The organism is Micromonospora sp. ABR4_055 (assembly GCF_056160425.1).
Map to the genome: position 1 here is coordinate 35,546 of NZ_JBSWXD010000022.1, position 16,530 is coordinate 52,075.

The following is a 16,530-nucleotide window of genomic DNA, read 5'->3' on the forward strand; positions in this document are numbered from 1 at the left end:
GAGGAGTATCGACAACCATGAGCGAGACTGCCACCCCGGCTGCGCGGCTGCCGCTGATCGGTGACCGGGCACCCGACTTCGCGGCGGAGAGCACCCACGGCCCGGTCCGGCTGGCCGACTACGCCGGCCGCTGGCTGGTGCTGTTCAGCCACCCGGCCGACTTCACCCCGGTCTGCACCACCGAGTTCGTCGGCTTCGCCGAACTGGCCGACGAGTTCGCCGCCCGCGACGTGGCGCTGCTGGGCAACTCGGTGGACTCGGTCTTCAGCCACCTGGCCTGGACCCGGTCGATCCACGACAAGCTCGGCGTGCGGATCCCGTTCCCGATCATCGCCGACCTGGACATGGCGGTGTCGCACGCGTACGGGATGCTGCACCCGAACACGTCCGGCACGGCGGCGGTACGGGCCGTGTTCGTCATCGACGCCGAGCAGATCGTCCGGGCGGTGCTGTACTACCCGATGAACGCCGGCCGGATGATTCCGGAGATCCTGCGGCTGATCGACGCGCTGCAGACCGCGGATCGCGACGGGGTGTCCTGCCCGGCGAACTGGCGATCCGGTGACGACGTGGTGCTCGGTGCGCCGCGTACCGAGGCCGACCTGGACGCGCGGCTGACCGACGACACGGTCAAGCTGACCGACTGGTACCTGGCCACCCGGCCGGACCGGGGCTGACCCGGCGACCTGCCCGGGGCCCGGCGACCCACCGGGCCCCGGCGATCGTCGGGCTCCGGCGATCGTCGGGCTCCGGCGTCAGGCCGGTCCGTCGGGCTCCGGTGTCAGGCCAGGGAGAGGAACAGCTTCTCCATCTGCTCCAGGTTGGCCTTGCGCTCGGTGACGTCGGCGTCGGGGCCCATGCACTGTTCGAGTCCACTGGCGATGACCTTGAAGCCGGCCCGGTCGAGCGCCCGGGAGACGGCGGCGAGCTGGGTGACCACCTCGGCGCAGTCCCGGCCGGACTCCAGCATCGCGATGATGCCGCGGATCTGGCCTTCGGCCCGCCGTAGCCGCTTCACCACGTCCGCCGTGGTGTTCTCCTCGACCTGCATGGCGAGTTCCTCCTGGTTCGGGGTCTCCCGCTGGTGCTTCGGGCCTGCCCAGCTGGGTTTACACGATACACCCGGGGGTATCACTTGCAGATGTCCGTTCATTCGAACATACTGGGTCTGTAGATACCCCCAGGGGTATACGCGAGAGCGGAGGAGCACCCGTGGAACTCATCTCATTCCGTACCCCCGGCCTCGGCGACCAGTCCTACCTGCTGGTCCACGAGGGCAAGGGGGTGCTCGTCGACCCGCAGCGCGACATCGACCGCTTCCTCGACGCCGCCGCCGAACGTGACGTCGACCTGCGGTTCGTCCTGGAGACCCACCTGCACAACGACTACGTCTCCGGCGGACCGCAGATCGCCCGACGGACCGGCGCCGAACTGGTCCTCCCGGCCGGCGCGGCACCGACCTACCGGCACACCCCCGCCTTCCACCTCGAGGACATCAAGGCCGACAACCTCACCCTGCGCCCCGTCCACACCCCCGGTCACACCCCGGAACACACCAGCTACCTGGTGCTGATCGACGGCGAGCCGGTCGCCGTCTTCTCCGGCGGTAGCCTGCTCGTCGCCTCCGCCGGCCGACCCGATCTGCTCGGCCCCGAGCGGGCCCGCACCCTGGCCCGGCTGCAACACGGCTCGCTGCACCGCCTCGCCGGTCTGCCCCGGGCCGTCGAGCTCTACCCGACCCACGGTGAAGGTTCATTCTGCACCGCCACCGGCGCCGGCCGGTTCACCTCCACCATCGGCGACGAGGTCGACACCAACCCGCTGCTCGGCATCGGCGACCCGGAGACGTTCGCCGACCGGCTGCTCGCCGAGCCGATGCCGATCCCGGCCTTCTACCAGTACATGGGCCCGGCCAATCTGCGCGGCGGCGAGCCGATGCCGGCCGTCGAGATCCCGGAGATCACCGCCGCCGATCTGCCGACCACCGACGACACCCAGTTGCTGGACATCCGGCCCCGGCCCGCCCGGGCCGCCGGCCTGCTGCCCGGCTCCGTCGGCATCGAGCTCACCGACGACTTCGGCAGCTGGGCCGGCTGGCTGCTGCCGTACGGCGCACCCGTCGTGCTGGTCGCCGAACCCGACCAGGACGTCACCGAAGCCGTCGTCCAACTGGCCCGCATCGGTCTCGACACCGTCCAGGGCGTCCACCGGCCGGCCCCCGCCGACCAGCTCGGCCCCGGCTACGAACTGCTCGACCTGGACAACTTCCGCCAGCGCCTGGCCCAGCCCGACGCGCAACTGCTCGACGTACGGATGCCCAACGAGCGGGCCCAGGCCAGCTGGCCGGGGGCGGTCGAGCGCTTCCTCGCCGACCTGGTCACCGACGGCATCCCCGCCGAGCTCGACCCGCAGCGACCGGTCCTGGTCGCCTGCGGCAGCGGCCGACGGGCCGCCATCGCCGCCAGCCTGCTGGTCCGCGCCGGCCACCGGCCCGCCGTACTCAGCGGCGCCGGCGTCGCCGACCTGACCACCGAATCCTGACCACCACCGCACGACCCCGACCACCGCACGGAGGAACGACATGCCCCCCACCACCAACCCGAGCATCCAGGTGCCCGCCGCCCGCGCACTGCTGGCCGGCAACCCCGACACCCTGGTCGTCGATGTGCGTACCCCGGCCGAGTTCGAGACCGCTCACATCGACGGGGCGATCAACCTGCCACTGGACCAGGTCGACGCCCACCTCAACCGGATCGTCGCCGACGCCGGCGGGCGGATCCTGCTGATCTGCCAGTCCGGCAACCGGGCCAACCAGGCCTGCGCGAAACTCGCCGACGCCGGCCTGGACGGCGCGACCGTGCTCGACGGCGGGATGAACGCCTGGATCTCCGCCGGTGCCCCGGTGAACCGGGGCCGCCAGCGGTGGAGCCTGGAACGTCAGGTGCGGCTGGTCGCCGGCGGGATCGTGCTGGTCTCGGTGCTGGCCAGCATCTGGTACCCACCGGCCCGGTACGTCGCCGGACTCATCGGCGCCGGGCTGACCTTCGCGGCGCTGACCAACACCTGCGCGATGGGCATGCTGCTGGCCCGCCTGCCGTACAACCAGGGCGCCGGATGTGACGTCGACGCCTCGCTGACCCGGATCAGCCGGGCCGGCGCGGCGAGATGACCGCCACCGCGTACCCCCGCCAGGAGCGCACCGGCCCGGCGCGGGTCCTGCCCATCCTCGGCTGGCGGCGCGGCTACGACCGGCACACACTGCGGCACGACCTGATCGCCGGCCTCACCGTCGCGGTGATGCTGGTGCCACAGAGCATGGCGTACGCCGCCCTCGCCGGCATGCCACCGGTCACCGGGCTGTACGCCGCGATCGTGCCGGTGCTGGTGTACGCCCTGCTCGGCACCTCCGGCTCGCTCGCCGTCGGCCCGGTCGCCATCACCGCGCTGATGACCGCCACCGCGCTCGCCCCTCTCGCCGACGGCGACCCCGGGCGGTACGCCGCCCTCGCCGGCCTGCTGGCCCTGCTGGTCGGCGCCATCCAGATCCTGATGGGGGTGCTGCGCCTCGGCGCGCTGGTGAACTTCCTGTCCCACTCGGTGCTGTCCGGGTTCACCTCGGCCGCCGCGCTGGTCATCGCCGCCAGTCAGGTCAAGGACCTGCTCGGGATGCGCGTCGAACGCGCCGAGAACCTGCCCGGCATCGTGGCCAGCCTGTGGCACGGCGCCGCCACGATCCATCCGCTGACCGTGGCGGTCGCCGCGGCCAGCATCGCCGGGCTGGTCCTGCTGCGCCGGTACGCCCCGAAGGTGCCCGGCGCGCTGCTGGTCGTCGCCGCCGTCACGACGGTCAGCGCCGTCCTGGCGCTCGGCGGGCGGGGCGTACCGATCCTGCGGGACGTGCCGAGCGGGCTGCCCATCCCGGACCTGCCGGCGGTCGCCCTGGCCGACCTGCGGGCCCTGCTGCCGGCCGCGATCGCGATCGCCCTGGTCGGCTACATGGAGGGCATCGCGGTGGCGAAGTCGCTGGCCGCCCGGTCCCGCCAGCACGTCGACCCGAACGCCGAACTCGTCGCGGTCGGCGCGGCGAACGCCGCCGCCGGTGCCTTCCACGCGTTTCCGGTGGCCGGCGGGTTCTCCCGCAGCGCGGTCAACTTCTCCGCCGGGGCCCGCACCCCGGTCGCGTCGGTGGTCACCGCCGTCGTGGTGGGGCTGACCGCGCTGCTGCTCACCCCGGCCTTCCACCACCTGCCCAAGGCGGTGCTCGGGGCGATCGTCGTGGTCGCCGTGCTCGGGCTGGTCGACTACCGGGGCGCCTGGACTGCCTGGCGGATCCGGCGGGTCGACGGGCTGACCCTGGCGCTGACCTTCGCGGTCACCCTGGTCGCCGGGGTGGAACCGGGCCTGGCCGCCGGGGTGGTGTTCAGCCTCGCGGTGTTCCTGCGCCGTTCGGCCCGCCCGCACACCGCCGAGCTGGGCCGGGTGCCCGGCACCGCGACCTTCCGCAACGTGGCCCGCTATCAGGGTTTGGTCACCGATCCGCAGGTGGTGGTGCTGCGCATCGACGGGCCACTGTACTTCGCCAACGCGCAGTACCTCGCCGACCGGCTGCTGACGCTGGCCGAGACCCGCACATCCCTACGAGCGGTGGTGGTCGACGCCAGCGCGATCGGCGACGCCGACGCCGACGGCGCGCACGCCCTGGCCCAGGCCCGGGAGCGGCTGGCCAGCCGGGGCGTGGCGCTGCACCTGGCCACCGTCCGGGGACCGGTGCGGGATCTGCTCACCCGCTCCGGCCTGTGGCCAACGATGCGGGAGGCCGGGCAGCTGCATCCGGAGGTGGCCGACGCGGTCGACGTCGCCACCGGCGAAGGCGGGGCGACCGGCGGTGACGGGACCGCGGACACCGGCTCAACGCCCCGCCTGCCGCAGGAGGTGTACTGACGTGCCGGACCATGTTCCGGGAGCGATTGTCCATCGCACGTCCGGCTCCGCCCCGAACCGGATCTCAGGCCAACGCGCTGGGGACCTTCGCGTACGCCGCCGGCACGTGGTGCGGCCCACCGGGCAGCAGTACGTCGGAGGCGTCGACCGCCGGCCAGGCCTGTTCCGGCACCGCCGCCATCAGCTCCCGTACCAGCGGGGCGTCGCGCCACTGCGGCGACCCGGCGAGCATCCGCAACGCGACGAGGGACTCCTCGATCTCACCGACACACTCGAACGGCTTGTGCCCGTCGAGGCCGAGCAGCTCCCGGTAGCCGGCCAGCTGGGCCGGGTCGGCGAGCAGGTCGACGCCGAAGATGCCGACCAGTCGGTCACGCGCCATGAACGGTGCGAACGCCAGGAACACGAACCGGCACTTCGGGCACGCCCCGCACCAGCGTTCACTGCGGTCCCGCAACTTGAACGCCGCGTTGCAGCTGGTCACCACCGGGTCGTAGCCGGTCGAGCGGGCGTACAGCTTCGCGATGTGCAGCTCGGACAGGGTCCGCAGCAGCGAGAAGTACGGCTCGGTCAGCCCGGCGTGGCCCTGCAGGGCGGCCCGCAGCAGCCCTTCGGCCTCGACACCCTTGGACCACTGATGGTTGATCTCGTGTCCGTTCCAGATCAGGTTCGGGTCGGACGCGGAGCGCTCGTTGGACATCACCACCGGGCCGAGGCCGTGCAGGACCGCCGTACCGACCGCGATCAGCGAGTTGATCGCGGTCACCGGGATGTGGCCGTTGTACGCCCCGGCCGCGTTGAGGTCGAACAGCCGCGGGTCCAACGCCCGGCGGGCGGCCAGCGCCGGCAACCCGGAGGCCGCGTTGACCGCGACGATCACCGGGTTGGGGTTGACCGAGAACGGCACCGGATCGAAGCCCGCCCGGCGCAGCGCCTCCAGGGTGACGATCGAATCCTTGCCGCCGCCGACCGCCGACAACGGCCGCCGGTCGGCGGTGTCCACCGGCGTCGGCGCGCTCGGCACCCCGTCCGGCACGACCGGGGCGAGGTCGAGCACGTGCGGCAGGGCGTTGCGGTACGCGTACTCGGCCAGGCCCTTGGTGTAGACGGCGGTGACCAGCGCGACCGCCTCCGGCCCCAGCGGCGCCGGCACCACCAGCCGCGCCGGTGCCGCCGCCTTGTAGTAGCTGACCCCGGCGACCAGGTGCAGCAACTCCAGGACCCGGCGCACCGTCGACCCGGGTCCGCTCGGCGGCGGGGCGCCGTCGGGCATCGGGAAGGTGATCCGCTCGACGAAGGTCAGCTCCGCGCCGTCGTCGCCGGTGAGTGTGTAGCCCAGCTCGGCTACTCCGATCGCCGGGTCGAACTCCAGCGTGGGAAAGGTGAACGTGGTGAATCGTCCTAGCTCGTCACGGGTCACCCGTGCCTCCTCACTGATCACCGACCAGACATACTAGTCCCGGTTCGGGCCCCTGACCCGGCGCCCGATGACATGCTGGCTCGTGGAGGAGATGACCGGTGCGCCTGGCTGACCTGCGCGGCCGTACCGTCGCGGTGTGGGGAACCGGCCGCGAGGGACGGGCCGCGGTGACCGCGATCACCGCCCAGTCCCCGGCGGCGCTGGTCGCCGTCGACGACAGCGCGACGGCCGCCCCGGCGGACTGGGACAGCGGCAGCGCGCCGCTGTTCACCGGCGAGGACGGCTTCGCCCGGCTGGCCGCCGCCGACGTCGTGGTCCGCTCACCGGGTGTGCCGCAGACCCACCCGTGGGTGATCGAGCTGCGCCGACGCGGTGTGCCGATCACCGGCGGCACCGCGCTGTGGATGGCCGATCACGCCGCCCGGACCGTCGGTGTCACCGGCAGCAAGGGCAAGTCCACCACGTCCAGCCTGATCAGCCACCTGCTGACCGCGCTGGGTCGGCGCAACGCGTTCGGCGGCAACATCGGCGTACCGCTACTGGCGATGCCCGAGGCCGACCTGTACGTGCTGGAGCTCTCCTCGTACCAGTGCAGCGACCTGACCGACTCGCCCCGGACCGCCGTGCTGACCTCGCTGTTCCCCGAGCACCTGGACTCGCACGGCAGCGAGGAACGCTACTACTCCGACAAGCTCAACATCATCGCGCACGGTCCGGAAACGATCATTTACAACGGTACGGATCCGAGGCTGACCCGGCGGCTGCTCAACGAGGAGGCGACCGCCGCCGGACTGCCCGACGGCTACCACGTCGCACCCGGCCCGGACGGTCGGCCGTACCTGCACCGGCGGGCCGAGCCGCTGTTCGCCCGAGCGGTGCTGCCGCTGGCCGGCCGGCACAACGAGAGCAACCTCTGCGTGGCGTTGGCGGTGCTCGAAGCACTCGGCGTCGACTGCGTCGCCGACCGGGACGCGGTCGCCGACGCGGTCGCCGGCTTCGCCGGCCTGCCGCACCGGCTCGCCGAGATCGCCGACCCCTCCGGGCTGACCTTCGTCGACGACAGCATCTCCACCAGCCCGTACTCGGCGATGCACGCGATCGACGCGTACGCCGGCCGCCCGTTGACCGTGATCGTCGGCGGCACCGACCGAGGGCTGGACTACACGCCGCTGCGCGAGCACCTCGCCGAGTGTGAGTTGACGGTGATCGGCGTACCGGACAGCGGCCCCCGGATCCTCGACACCCTGGCCGGGCTGCCCGGGGTGCGGACCGCACGGGCCGACGACCTCCCGACGGCGGTCGCGCTGGCCCGCGAGCTGACCCCCGACGGCGGGGTGGTGCTGCTGTCCCCGGCCGCGCCCAGCTACGGACACTTCCGCAACTTCGAACACCGCTCGGAAGTCTTCGCCGCCGCCGTGTGTGACACCGCCCCGGTCCCCGCTCCTCATCCGGCCGGGTGAGGCAGCGGCACGCGCCGGTACGGCTGGCGGCGGCCGGCGTGCCGTCGTTCACCATCGGTCCGGCGCTGGCCGACGAGCTGCTGCGCGACGACCTGACCGACGGGGCGGTGGCCGAGTTCCTGGCGGCCGCGGCCCGCAACGGCTGAAGCCAACCGGTGCATTCCCTGGTAACAGGTGGGCCGGACCGGCTGAATTTCGCGTCGGGTGCTATATAGGACGGCATGATTCGTGACCGGGTAATCGCCTGTCTGCTGTTCGCCGTCGCCTTCGCCGGGCTGGTGATGCAGCGGATGTCCCCGTTCAGCGACTTCCCGTTGGTGGTGGAGGCGGTGGTCGCCGTCGCTGCGGTGACGAGTGGCCTGACCGGTGTGTGGCTGTGGGTGCGCTCGTCGCGGCAACGCTCCGGCGACCCGCAGGCGCAGGCGGGGGCGGAGACGGGAGCGACCACCTCGGACAACTGACAACCCACGCAGGCCGTCCGGGGCCGTCGGGCGACGCAGTGTCAGGCCGAGCCGGGCCGGCCGCTACACGATGGCAGTTGCTCCTTGTCCGGTCCCGGTGGGAAGGTGCTCCCATCGACGACCCAGGGAGCGTGGTGCCGCAGATGACCGCCGACGACCTGCTCACCCGGCACCGGGCCGTGATGCCCGACTGGATGCCGCTCTACTACGCCGAACCACTGGAAATCGTCGCCGGCTCCGGCCGACGGGTCACCACCGCCGACGGCCGCAGCTACCTCGATTTCTTCGGCGGCGTGCTGACCAACATGATCGGCTACGACATTCCGGAGATCCGCGAAGCGGTGCAGCGTCAGCTCGCCACCGGCGTGGTGCACACCTCCACCCTCTACCTGATCCGCCACCAGGTGGAGCTGGCCGAACGGATCGCCGCGCTGTCCGGCATCGCCGACGCCCGGGTCTTCTTCACCAACTCCGGCACCGAAGCCAACGAGGCGGCCCTGCTGGCCGCCACCAACTACCGCCGGTCGCATCAGATCCTGGCCGTGCGCAACAGCTACCACGGCCGGTCGTACGCCACGATGGGCATCACCGGGCACCGCAGCTGGTCGGCGAGCGCGCTCAACCCGCTGCAGGTCGCCTGGCTGCACTCCGGTGACCGGCTGCGCGGCCTGCTGGCCCGGCTCGGCGCCGACGCCCAGCTCGACGCCGCCGTCGAGGACCTGCGCGAGGTGCTGGCCACCCAGACCGCCGGCGACGTCGCCTGCCTGATCGCCGAACCAATCCAGGGCGTCGGCGGCTTCGTGCACGGCCCCGACGGGCTGCTCGGCGAATGGAAGAAGGTCCTCGACGAGTCCGGCATCCTGCTGATCTCCGACGAGGTGCAGACCGGCTGGGGGCGTACCGGCGAGCACTTCTGGGGCTACCAGGCGCACGGCGTCGTGCCGGACCTGCTCACCTTCGCCAAGGGCATCGGCAACGGCTTCGCCCTGGCCGGCGTCGTCGGCCGCGCCGACGTGCTCAACTGCGTGCCGGCGATCTCGTTCTCCACCTTCGGCGGCAACCCGGTCAGTACGGCCGCCGGGGTCGCCGTCCTCGACTACCTGCGCGACCATGACCTGCAGGCCAACGCCGCCCGCACCGGCGACCTGCTGCGTACCGGGCTGACCGGGGCCGCCGCCGCGCATCCGATCGTCGGTGAGGTACGCGGCAAGGGCCTGATGCTGGCCGTCGAGTTCGTCCGCCCCGGCACCCGCGACCCGGACCCGGCGGCGACCACCGCGGTGTTCGAGGCCTGCCGGGCGGGCGGCCTGCTGGTCGGCAAGGGCGGCCTGTACGGCAACGTGCTGCGGATGGGCCCACCGTTGACGATCACCGACGACGAGGCCCGGGAAGGGTTGAGCATCCTGGTCGACGCGATCGCGTCGGTGTCGGCCTCGGTTGTGGAAGGAGCTGCGGCGTGAACCGGATCCCGCATTTCGTCGACGGTGCCCGTACCACTGGGGAAGCCGGCGGCGACGGACGGCACGGTGAGGTGTTCGACCCGGCGACCGGGCAGGTCGCCGCCACCGTCGGGTTCGCCACGGCAGCGCAGGTCGACGACGTCGTGCAGGTCGCGGCGCGGGCCGCCCGCGACTGGCGGGACGTGTCGCTGTCGCGGCGCACCAGCGTGCTGTTCGCCTTCCGGGAGATCATCAACGCCCGGCGCGACGAACTGGCCGCGGTCATCACCGCCGAACACGGCAAGGTCCTCGCCGACGCCGCCGGCGAGGTGCAACGCGGCCTGGAGGTCGTCGAGTACGCCTGCGGCATCCCCTCGCTGCTGACCGGCGGCTTCAGTGAGAACGTCTCCACCGAGGTCGACTCGTACAGTCTGCGTCAGCCGCTCGGCGTGGTCGCGGTCATCTCACCGTTCAACTTCCCGGCGATGGTGCCGCTGTGGTTCGTGCCGATCGCCGTCGCCTGTGGCAACGCCGTCGTTGTCAAACCGTCCGAGAAGGACCCGTCGGCGGCGGTGCTGCTCGCGCAGTGGTTCACCGAGGCGGGCCTGCCGCCCGGGGCCTGCAATGTGGTGCACGGCGACCGTGAGGCCGTCGACGCGTTGCTGGACCATCCGGGCGTACGGGCGGTGTCGTTCGTCGGCTCCACCCCGGTGGCCCGGCACGTCTACCAGCGGGGCACCGCCGCCGGCAAACGGGTGCAGGCCCTCGGCGGGGCGAAGAACCACATGGTGGTGCTGCCCGACGCCGACCTCGACCTGGCCGCCGACGCGGCGGTCAACGCCGGCTTCGGCTCGGCGGGGGAGCGGTGCATGGCGATCTCCGCCCTGGTGGCGGTGGAACCGGTCGGCGACGACCTGGTGGCCCGGATCGTCGAACGGCTCGGCAAGATCCGTACCGGGGACGGCCGCCGGCCCGGCTGCGACATGGGTCCGCTGATCACCGCCGCGCACCGGGACCGGGTCGCCGGGTACGTGGCCGCCGGTGCCGCAGACGGAGCGAAGATCGTCGTCGACGGCCGGGGCGTGCCGGTCGACGGCGACGCCGCCGGTTTCTGGCTCGGCCCGACCCTGCTGGACCAGCTGACGCCGCAGATGTCGGTCTACACCGACGAGATCTTCGGCCCGGTGCTGTCGGTGCTACGGGTCGACTCGTACGACGCCGCGTTGCAGCTGGTCAACGCCAACCCCTACGGCAACGGTACGGCGATCTTCACCAACGACGGCGGTGCCGCCCGGCGCTTCCAGCACGAGGTGGAGGTCGGGATGGTCGGTATCAACGTGCCGATCCCGGTGCCGATGGCGTACTACTCGTTCGGCGGCTGGAAGTCGTCGCTGTTCGGCGACAGCCACGCCCACGGCCGCGACGGGGTGCACTTCTTCACCCGGGGCAAGGTGGTGACCAGCCGCTGGCTCGACCCCCGCCACGGCGGCGTCAACCTGGGCTTCCCCACCCAGACCTGACCGGTCGTTCGGTGAGTTGTCCGGAGCCACGGTATCTTGGTGCTGGTAGCCGATCGTCATTCAGGAGGTGTGTATGACTGTAGAAATGGTCGCGCCGGACTGGATGCATGAGCAGGTCACGGCCGAGCAATACGCGACGTGGACAGAAGAGCAGTGCGCGGGTATCGAGATCGTGGATGGGATGGTCCTCGTGAGTCCGAGCGCCTCCAAGCGGCACAACCGCCTCGCCAGGCTTATGGCGAACGCTTTGGACGTCGCGGCAGGGCCTGATTGGAACGCGGATACTGACTTTGATCTCCGGCTACAGGACGTGCCGCTGAACAACCGCCGCCCGGATGTGACGGTCTACCGAGCGGACACCATCGACGTCACGCCGACCCGACCCGAGCATGTGCTTCTCGTGGTCGAGGTGGTCTCTCCCGGATCGGAGACAACCGACCGGATCGTCAAGGCAAGTCAGTGCGCACAGGCTGGTATTCAGTTCTACTGGCGTGTAGAACAGGCAGTCACTGGCGCGCCCATCGTTTACACGTACGTGCTCGACCCGGCAACGGGCCGCTATCGCGACGACGAGATCTTTACCGGCCTCGTGAAGCTGACCGCGCCCTTCTCCGTCGAGGTCGATCTCGGCCAGCTTTGAAGATCAAATTTCTTGACTATGGTCGATAGCATGAGGTCATCATGAGCCTGATGTGAAGGGCGATTCGGATGGCTGCCAGCGGGGCGCGCACGGTCGCCGAAGGCGTCGCGTGGCTGGCAGCGGTGCTGCCGATTGCGCCGCCCATCGGAGACCATCCGATCCGGTCGACGACGGCGACCCACTCACCATGATCGACCCACTGCCGCTGGCCGTACAGCAGCGGTATCCCGACCCGGGAACGGCCGTCCGCGACGTCGCGGCCCGGCTCAGCGTCGCCCGGGACTGGCGCGACGCCCCGCAGCGTGGTCAGCTGACGGCGGTCGAGGGGGTCGTCCTGGCCCTGCGTCGATCGGTAGTGACGTCGGGTCGCGCGGGAACCTGTCTGGCGGCGACCGTGCGGCTGCTGGCCGCACTGACCGAGCATGATCAACCAGGGTACGGAATCCTTCGGGTCCGGCCACCCCGGTACGCTCCGTGGAAGCGCCAGCCGGTCTCGATGTGATCGGCGGTGGCTGCCGATCGTTGACCACGGACTGGCGATTCCGTAGCCCAGCCGCGAAGGCTCCGTCGTGACGGCCGTGAGCGCGGACCCTTTCGCGGACCTGTTTCCCCTACTTGATACCTGTTCTGTAGTGGACGAAGGCGGCCCTGGGGGCATCCTGAAGCTCTCCGTTGACGGACCCTTCGCGGACCGGTGGCTCCGCCGCAGGTCAGAAGGGGTAGAACTTCGACCCAGTCGCAGCTCCCTCGGGAGCTGCCCCTTCATTGAGGCGGCGAGGACCTGGACACGCCCGCCGACCACCGGGGTGATGTCGCAGCTCCCTCGGGGGCTGTCCTTCGTTGAGGCGGGGGCACGGAGGTGGGTCAGTGGGGGAGGGTGCCGGTCTGCAGGGCGGTGGTGAAGGTGCCCCACCGGGCGGTGCTGAAGGTGAGGGTAGGGCCGGTGCGGTCCTTGCTGTCGCGTACCTCGGCGCGCCCGGCGTGCCGGCGGGCCTCGACGCACTGACCGCCGTTGCCGCCGCTGCGGCTGGACGTGAACCAGGGGGTGTCAGGCTTCATCGTAGGTGCTCCTCGATCGGGACCGACTGCTCACGGACCTCTCGGAAAATTCGACGGTACTCGGCCAACTCTTCAGGACGCTCCAGGTAGCGGGAGCCGAGATGGGTTTCGACGTAGGCGATGTCGGGGTCGTCGGGGTCGGCGAAGTCGAGAAGGGTGAACGGGCTGACCATCGCGGCGTGGGCACCGGCGGACCAGGGGAGAACCCGGATCTCCACCCGTACCCGTCGACCGACGCTGGCCAGGTGGGCGCGTTGCTCGGCCATCACAGCCGGGCCGCCGACCTCACGGGCCAGGGCACCAGCACCGAAGACGGCAACGATCCTCGCCGGCTCGGCCCGGTCGTAGTAGGAAATCTGCCGATCCAGCCGCAGCGACACCAGCCGTTCGATCTGCTGCTCCGACGCCTGCCGGTCGGCGGCCCGGAACACCGCTCGCATGTAGTCAGGCGTCTGGAGTAGACCGTGGATCAGCTCCGGGTCATAGAGCTGGATCTCGGTGGCGGCGGCTTCGAGGCCGACGTACAGGCGGAACCAGTCCGGTACGGCGTCGCCGTGCGACTCCCACCAGCCATGCTCGTCACACGCTCCGGCGAGCCGGGTCAACGCGTCCGTCGTCTCCGGGTCCGCTCCGTAGAACCAGCACAACCCCCGAACGGTGTTCATCTTGACCGGAAACTTGCCGTTCTCGATGCGCCACAACGTCGTACGCGAACAGACCTTCGCCCGCTCCACCTCCTGCTCGGTGCGGGCCGCCTCCTCCCGCAGTCGGCGCAGCCGTCGCCCCAGCTGACGGCGCACCACAGTCGGTCCGGTGACCGGCATCGCTTCACCTTCCTCTCATCCGACACACACACCACCCATGCCGATGTTTCAAAATGAAACACCGGGCCGGGTTAGCCGCCGAACTCGCACGTCAGAGCCGTCACGGGTCGGCGTCCACCATCGAGTTTGCCGTAAGCGGGCGGAGGATGTGGTCCGCCACCAGGGTGGACCGGGGCGGACGGCTGGCGGCCGTTCTGCTGACTCGGCTGGCCGGGTTGGAAGCGGGCGTGTACCGCCCGGGCGTCGGGCGGGTGAGGATCAGCCGTCGAGGAAGTCGTCGACGTGGCGGATCAGCTCGGCCCAGGCGGGTTCGGCCGCGGTGAACAGGTGGTTGGCGCTGTCGAGCAGAACCAACCGGCTGTCGTCGATCAGCGCGGCGAGTTCCGTGGCGTCCGAGGCGGGGACCCGGGGGTCGTTGCGGGCGTGCAGGATCAGCGTGGGGCAGCGGACCTGCCCCGCCAGCGGGAACACGTCCATTGTAGTGATCATCTGGAAGAAGCGGACCAGGTTCTCCAGTGACGTGGTGCGTCGGGTGAAGGCGATGTACGCGTCCAACTCGGCCGGGGTGGCGTTGGGCAGGAACTGGGCGGCGTAGGCGCGCAGGAAGCTCGGGTCGGCGGACTGCCAGGCGACCGTGGCCAGGTCCAGGTCGACGTCGGCGACCCGGCGGTCCAGCTCGGTGCGGGCGCGGGCCAGCCGGCCCCGGGCGTGGCTGCTGATCAGGACCATCCGGGTGACCCGGTCCGGGCGCAGCGCCGCGTAGGCGATCGCGGTGGCGGCGGCCTGGGCCGTACCGATGATCGCGAAGGTGTCGTATCCGGCGGCGTCGGCGACGGTGTCGAGGTCGTCGACCCACACCTGCGGTGACTCCGACGGCGGGCACCAGTCGGACAGCCCGCAGCCCCGCTCGTCGTAGCGTAGCCCTCGCCGGCTGTCGCGCATCAGGTCCCGGTACCAGTGCGTCCACATCGGATCGCGTCGGTCCAGGCCTAGGTGGGTCAGCCAGTTGGCGGTGGAGATCAGCGGGGGACCGGCGCCGGTGACGGTGTAGGCGAGCCGGGCGCCGTCCCTGGTCTGGCAGAACCGGACCGTGTCGTAGTCCTTGGGGGCGGCGACCGGGGTGACGTCGGCGACGAACTGGTAGCCGCGCCGGTGGACGGTGCGGATGACCTCCTGATGGCCGCCGGTGTCGCGGATCGCGTGGCGGGTGGCGCGCAGCGCGGCGGCGAGAGCCGACTCGGTGACGGGTTGCCCGGACCATAGCGTGTCCAGCAGCTCCTGCCTGGTGACCAGCCGGTCCCGGTGAGCGGCGAGGTGGCACAGCAACTCGACGGCTCGTGGCTCCAGCAGGATCTGCTGGCCCCGGTGGTGTAGTTGCCTGTGTTCCAGGTCCAACTCGTACTGGCCGAACCAGAGTCGTGCGTGTGCCACCGCCGGAGCATAGCTGCATCGATGCGGCGCTCCTGATCATGATCGAGGGGTACGGCCAGCTGGTAGCGCTCCCAGCCGGTAACGGTTTGAAAACTTCGCCCACGGTCTTGACACGGAGGGGGTGTTAGTAAGAACTTTTACCACTAACAGTTAACAGTCCTTCCCGAAAGGTTGGCGCCGATGGCTGACAGCGAGGTGGAGATCCCCGCGGGGACCGCGGTGGTCGACGCCCCGGGGCCGGCCGACACGGTGCTCGCCCGGATCCGGCTCACCGAGTTCACCGGTGCGCTGCGCCGGGTCGCCGACCAGGTGCTCACCGACCCGGCCGCAGCCGCCCGCGCCACCATCGTCGAGCTGGCCGAACGCAGCGGTACGTCGCCGGCGACGGTCACCCGGTTCTGCCGGGCACTCGGCTTCGACGGCTACGCCGACCTGCGGCTCGGCATCGCCGCCGAGACCGGCCGGGCCCGCGCCGCCGGCTGGACCGTCGACATCGGCCGGGAGATCCAGCCCGGTGACCCGCTCGACCGGGTGCTCGGCCAGATCATGGCCGCCGACACCCAGGCCATGCACGACACCGCCGCCCTGCTCGACCTCATCCAGGTCGAGCAGGCCGCCGACGCGGTCGCCGCCGCCAGCCGGGTCAACATCTTCGGCGCCAGCGGCAGCGCCCTGGTCGGTGAGGAGATGCAGTTCAGTCTGCACCGCATCGGCGTACCGGCCTGGGCCTGGACCGACCTGCACAACGGCCTGGCCAGCGCGGCGCTGATGCGCGACGGCGACGTGGCACTCGGCATCTCGCACACCGGCCAGACCCGGGAGACCATCGAGATGGTCGCCGAGGCCGGCAGCCACGGCGCGACCACCGTCGCGCTGACCAGTTTCCCCCGCTCCACCCTGGCCGACCTGGCCGACATCGTCCTGCTCACCGCCCCCCAGGCGACCACCTTCCGGCCGGACGCGCTCTCCGCCCGCCACCCGCAACTCGTCGTCCTCGACCTGCTCTACGTCGCCGTCGCGCAGCGCACCCACGACCGCGCGCACGCGGCGTTCCGCCGCACCGCCCGAGCCGTCGACGGCCACAAGGCCGTCGACCGGAGCACGATCCGCCCCGCCGAAACCCCCAGCTGAGGAGCACGCATCATGTCGCTTTACCCCGATTCCGTGCGGATCCCGTCCGCCGTCGCCGGTGCCTCGGTGCGCCGGCGGACCCTGCTGCGCCGCGCGGCCGCCGCCGGGCTGCTGGGCGGGCCGGCGGGCGGGCCTCTCTCCGCCCTTGCCCGCAACGAACCCAGAAAAGGGGCGGAGGAAGGGGCAAAAAAAGACAACAACCCA

17 protein-coding genes and 1 pseudogene are annotated in these 16,530 nt (G+C 71.2%); 13 read left to right on the forward strand and 5 right to left on the reverse strand.

Annotated elements, in window-relative coordinates:
• Positions 1-17 precede the first annotated feature (17 nt).
• Positions 18-677, forward strand: a complete 660-nt coding sequence (locus ACXAHD_RS08470; protein WP_281555359.1) for a peroxiredoxin — start codon at positions 18-20, stop codon at positions 675-677.
• 104 nt (positions 678-781) lie between these two features.
• Here ACXAHD_RS08470 and ACXAHD_RS08475 read toward each other — a convergent pair whose 3' ends face one another.
• Positions 782-1,051, reverse strand: coding sequence for a metal-sensitive transcriptional regulator (locus ACXAHD_RS08475; RefSeq protein WP_281555358.1), 270 nt, complete (start codon positions 1,049-1,051; stop codon positions 782-784).
• A 161-nt stretch (positions 1,052-1,212) separates the two neighbouring features.
• On the opposite strand from ACXAHD_RS08475, the gene ACXAHD_RS08480 reads away from it, so the two are divergent.
• The 3 genes from ACXAHD_RS08480 to ACXAHD_RS08490 are packed head-to-tail and all read left to right on the forward strand — an operon-like array spanning position 1,213 to position 4,941.
• Entirely contained in the window at positions 1,213-2,541 is a 1,329-nt protein-coding gene (locus ACXAHD_RS08480) for an MBL fold metallo-hydrolase (RefSeq protein WP_289213069.1), read from the forward strand.
• A gap of 40 nt (positions 2,542-2,581) precedes the next feature.
• Positions 2,582-3,169, forward strand: a complete 588-nt coding sequence (locus ACXAHD_RS08485) for a rhodanese-like domain-containing protein (protein ID WP_281555356.1) — start codon at positions 2,582-2,584, stop codon at positions 3,167-3,169.
• Entirely contained in the window at positions 3,166-4,941 is a 1,776-nt protein-coding gene (locus ACXAHD_RS08490) for a SulP family inorganic anion transporter (RefSeq protein WP_289213068.1), read from the forward strand. The genes ACXAHD_RS08485 and ACXAHD_RS08490 overlap by 4 nt, the downstream gene beginning before the upstream one ends.
• Before the next feature lie 64 nt (positions 4,942-5,005).
• Here ACXAHD_RS08490 and ACXAHD_RS08495 read toward each other — a convergent pair whose 3' ends face one another.
• A complete protein-coding gene (locus tag ACXAHD_RS08495) occupies positions 5,006-6,361 on the reverse strand; it encodes a MurL-like N-terminal domain-containing (protein WP_475049593.1) in 1,356 nt (451 codons plus the stop codon).
• A gap of 98 nt (positions 6,362-6,459) precedes the next feature.
• Between ACXAHD_RS08495 and murD the strand changes: the two genes are divergently transcribed.
• From murD to ACXAHD_RS08530, 7 genes are all read left to right on the forward strand, one after another.
• The gene (gene murD, locus ACXAHD_RS08500) at positions 6,460-7,821 is read left to right on the forward strand and encodes a UDP-N-acetylmuramoyl-L-alanine--D-glutamate ligase (protein ID WP_475049596.1); all 1,362 of its coding nucleotides are present in this window, start codon (positions 6,460-6,462) and stop codon (positions 7,819-7,821) included.
• Positions 7,818-7,967, forward strand: a complete 150-nt coding sequence (locus ACXAHD_RS08505) for a hypothetical protein (protein WP_281555352.1) — start codon at positions 7,818-7,820, stop codon at positions 7,965-7,967. The genes murD and ACXAHD_RS08505 overlap by 4 nt, the downstream gene beginning before the upstream one ends.
• 75 nt (positions 7,968-8,042) lie before the next feature.
• Complete coding sequence (locus ACXAHD_RS08510) at positions 8,043-8,282, forward strand: hypothetical protein (protein WP_281555351.1); 240 nt, start codon at positions 8,043-8,045, stop codon at positions 8,280-8,282.
• A 143-nt stretch (positions 8,283-8,425) separates the two neighbouring features.
• The gene (locus ACXAHD_RS08515; protein WP_281555350.1) at positions 8,426-9,742 is read left to right on the forward strand and encodes an aspartate aminotransferase family protein; all 1,317 of its coding nucleotides are present in this window, start codon (positions 8,426-8,428) and stop codon (positions 9,740-9,742) included.
• A complete protein-coding gene (locus ACXAHD_RS08520) occupies positions 9,739-11,241 on the forward strand; it encodes a CoA-acylating methylmalonate-semialdehyde dehydrogenase (protein WP_475049601.1) in 1,503 nt (500 codons plus the stop codon). Before ACXAHD_RS08515 ends, ACXAHD_RS08520 begins: the two co-directional genes overlap by 4 nt.
• A gap of 73 nt (positions 11,242-11,314) precedes the next feature.
• The gene (locus ACXAHD_RS08525) at positions 11,315-11,881 is read left to right on the forward strand and encodes a Uma2 family endonuclease (protein WP_289213062.1); all 567 of its coding nucleotides are present in this window, start codon (positions 11,315-11,317) and stop codon (positions 11,879-11,881) included.
• A 187-nt stretch (positions 11,882-12,068) separates the two neighbouring features.
• On the forward strand, positions 12,069-12,383 hold the full coding sequence (locus ACXAHD_RS08530) for a hypothetical protein (RefSeq protein ID WP_281555347.1): 315 nt from the start codon (positions 12,069-12,071) through the stop codon (positions 12,381-12,383).
• A gap of 362 nt (positions 12,384-12,745) precedes the next feature.
• Here the strand turns inward: ACXAHD_RS08530 and ACXAHD_RS08535 are convergent, their stop codons facing one another.
• The 3 genes from ACXAHD_RS08535 to ACXAHD_RS08545 form a co-directional block, all read right to left on the reverse strand.
• Complete coding sequence (locus tag ACXAHD_RS08535; RefSeq protein WP_475049604.1) at positions 12,746-12,940, reverse strand: DUF397 domain-containing protein; 195 nt, start codon at positions 12,938-12,940, stop codon at positions 12,746-12,748.
• Complete coding sequence (locus ACXAHD_RS08540; RefSeq protein ID WP_475049607.1) at positions 12,937-13,764, reverse strand: DUF5753 domain-containing protein; 828 nt, start codon at positions 13,762-13,764, stop codon at positions 12,937-12,939. The genes ACXAHD_RS08535 and ACXAHD_RS08540 overlap by 4 nt, the downstream gene beginning before the upstream one ends.
• A 258-nt stretch (positions 13,765-14,022) precedes the next feature.
• A complete protein-coding gene (locus tag ACXAHD_RS08545) occupies positions 14,023-15,195 on the reverse strand; it encodes an alpha/beta hydrolase (protein ID WP_475049610.1) in 1,173 nt (390 codons plus the stop codon).
• Positions 15,196-15,375: 180 nt separating this feature from the next.
• On the opposite strand from ACXAHD_RS08545, the gene ACXAHD_RS08550 reads away from it, so the two are divergent.
• Together ACXAHD_RS08550 and ACXAHD_RS08555 are read left to right on the forward strand one after the other, a co-directional pair.
• Positions 15,376-16,326 carry a MurR/RpiR family transcriptional regulator gene (locus tag ACXAHD_RS08550; RefSeq protein WP_282231169.1) on the forward strand — a complete coding sequence of 317 codons (951 nt, stop codon included), beginning with the start codon at positions 15,376-15,378 and terminating at the stop codon, positions 16,324-16,326.
• 12 nt (positions 16,327-16,338) lie between these two features.
• Positions 16,339-16,530 (forward strand): annotated as a pseudogene (locus ACXAHD_RS08555) (hypothetical protein); the annotation flags it as partial.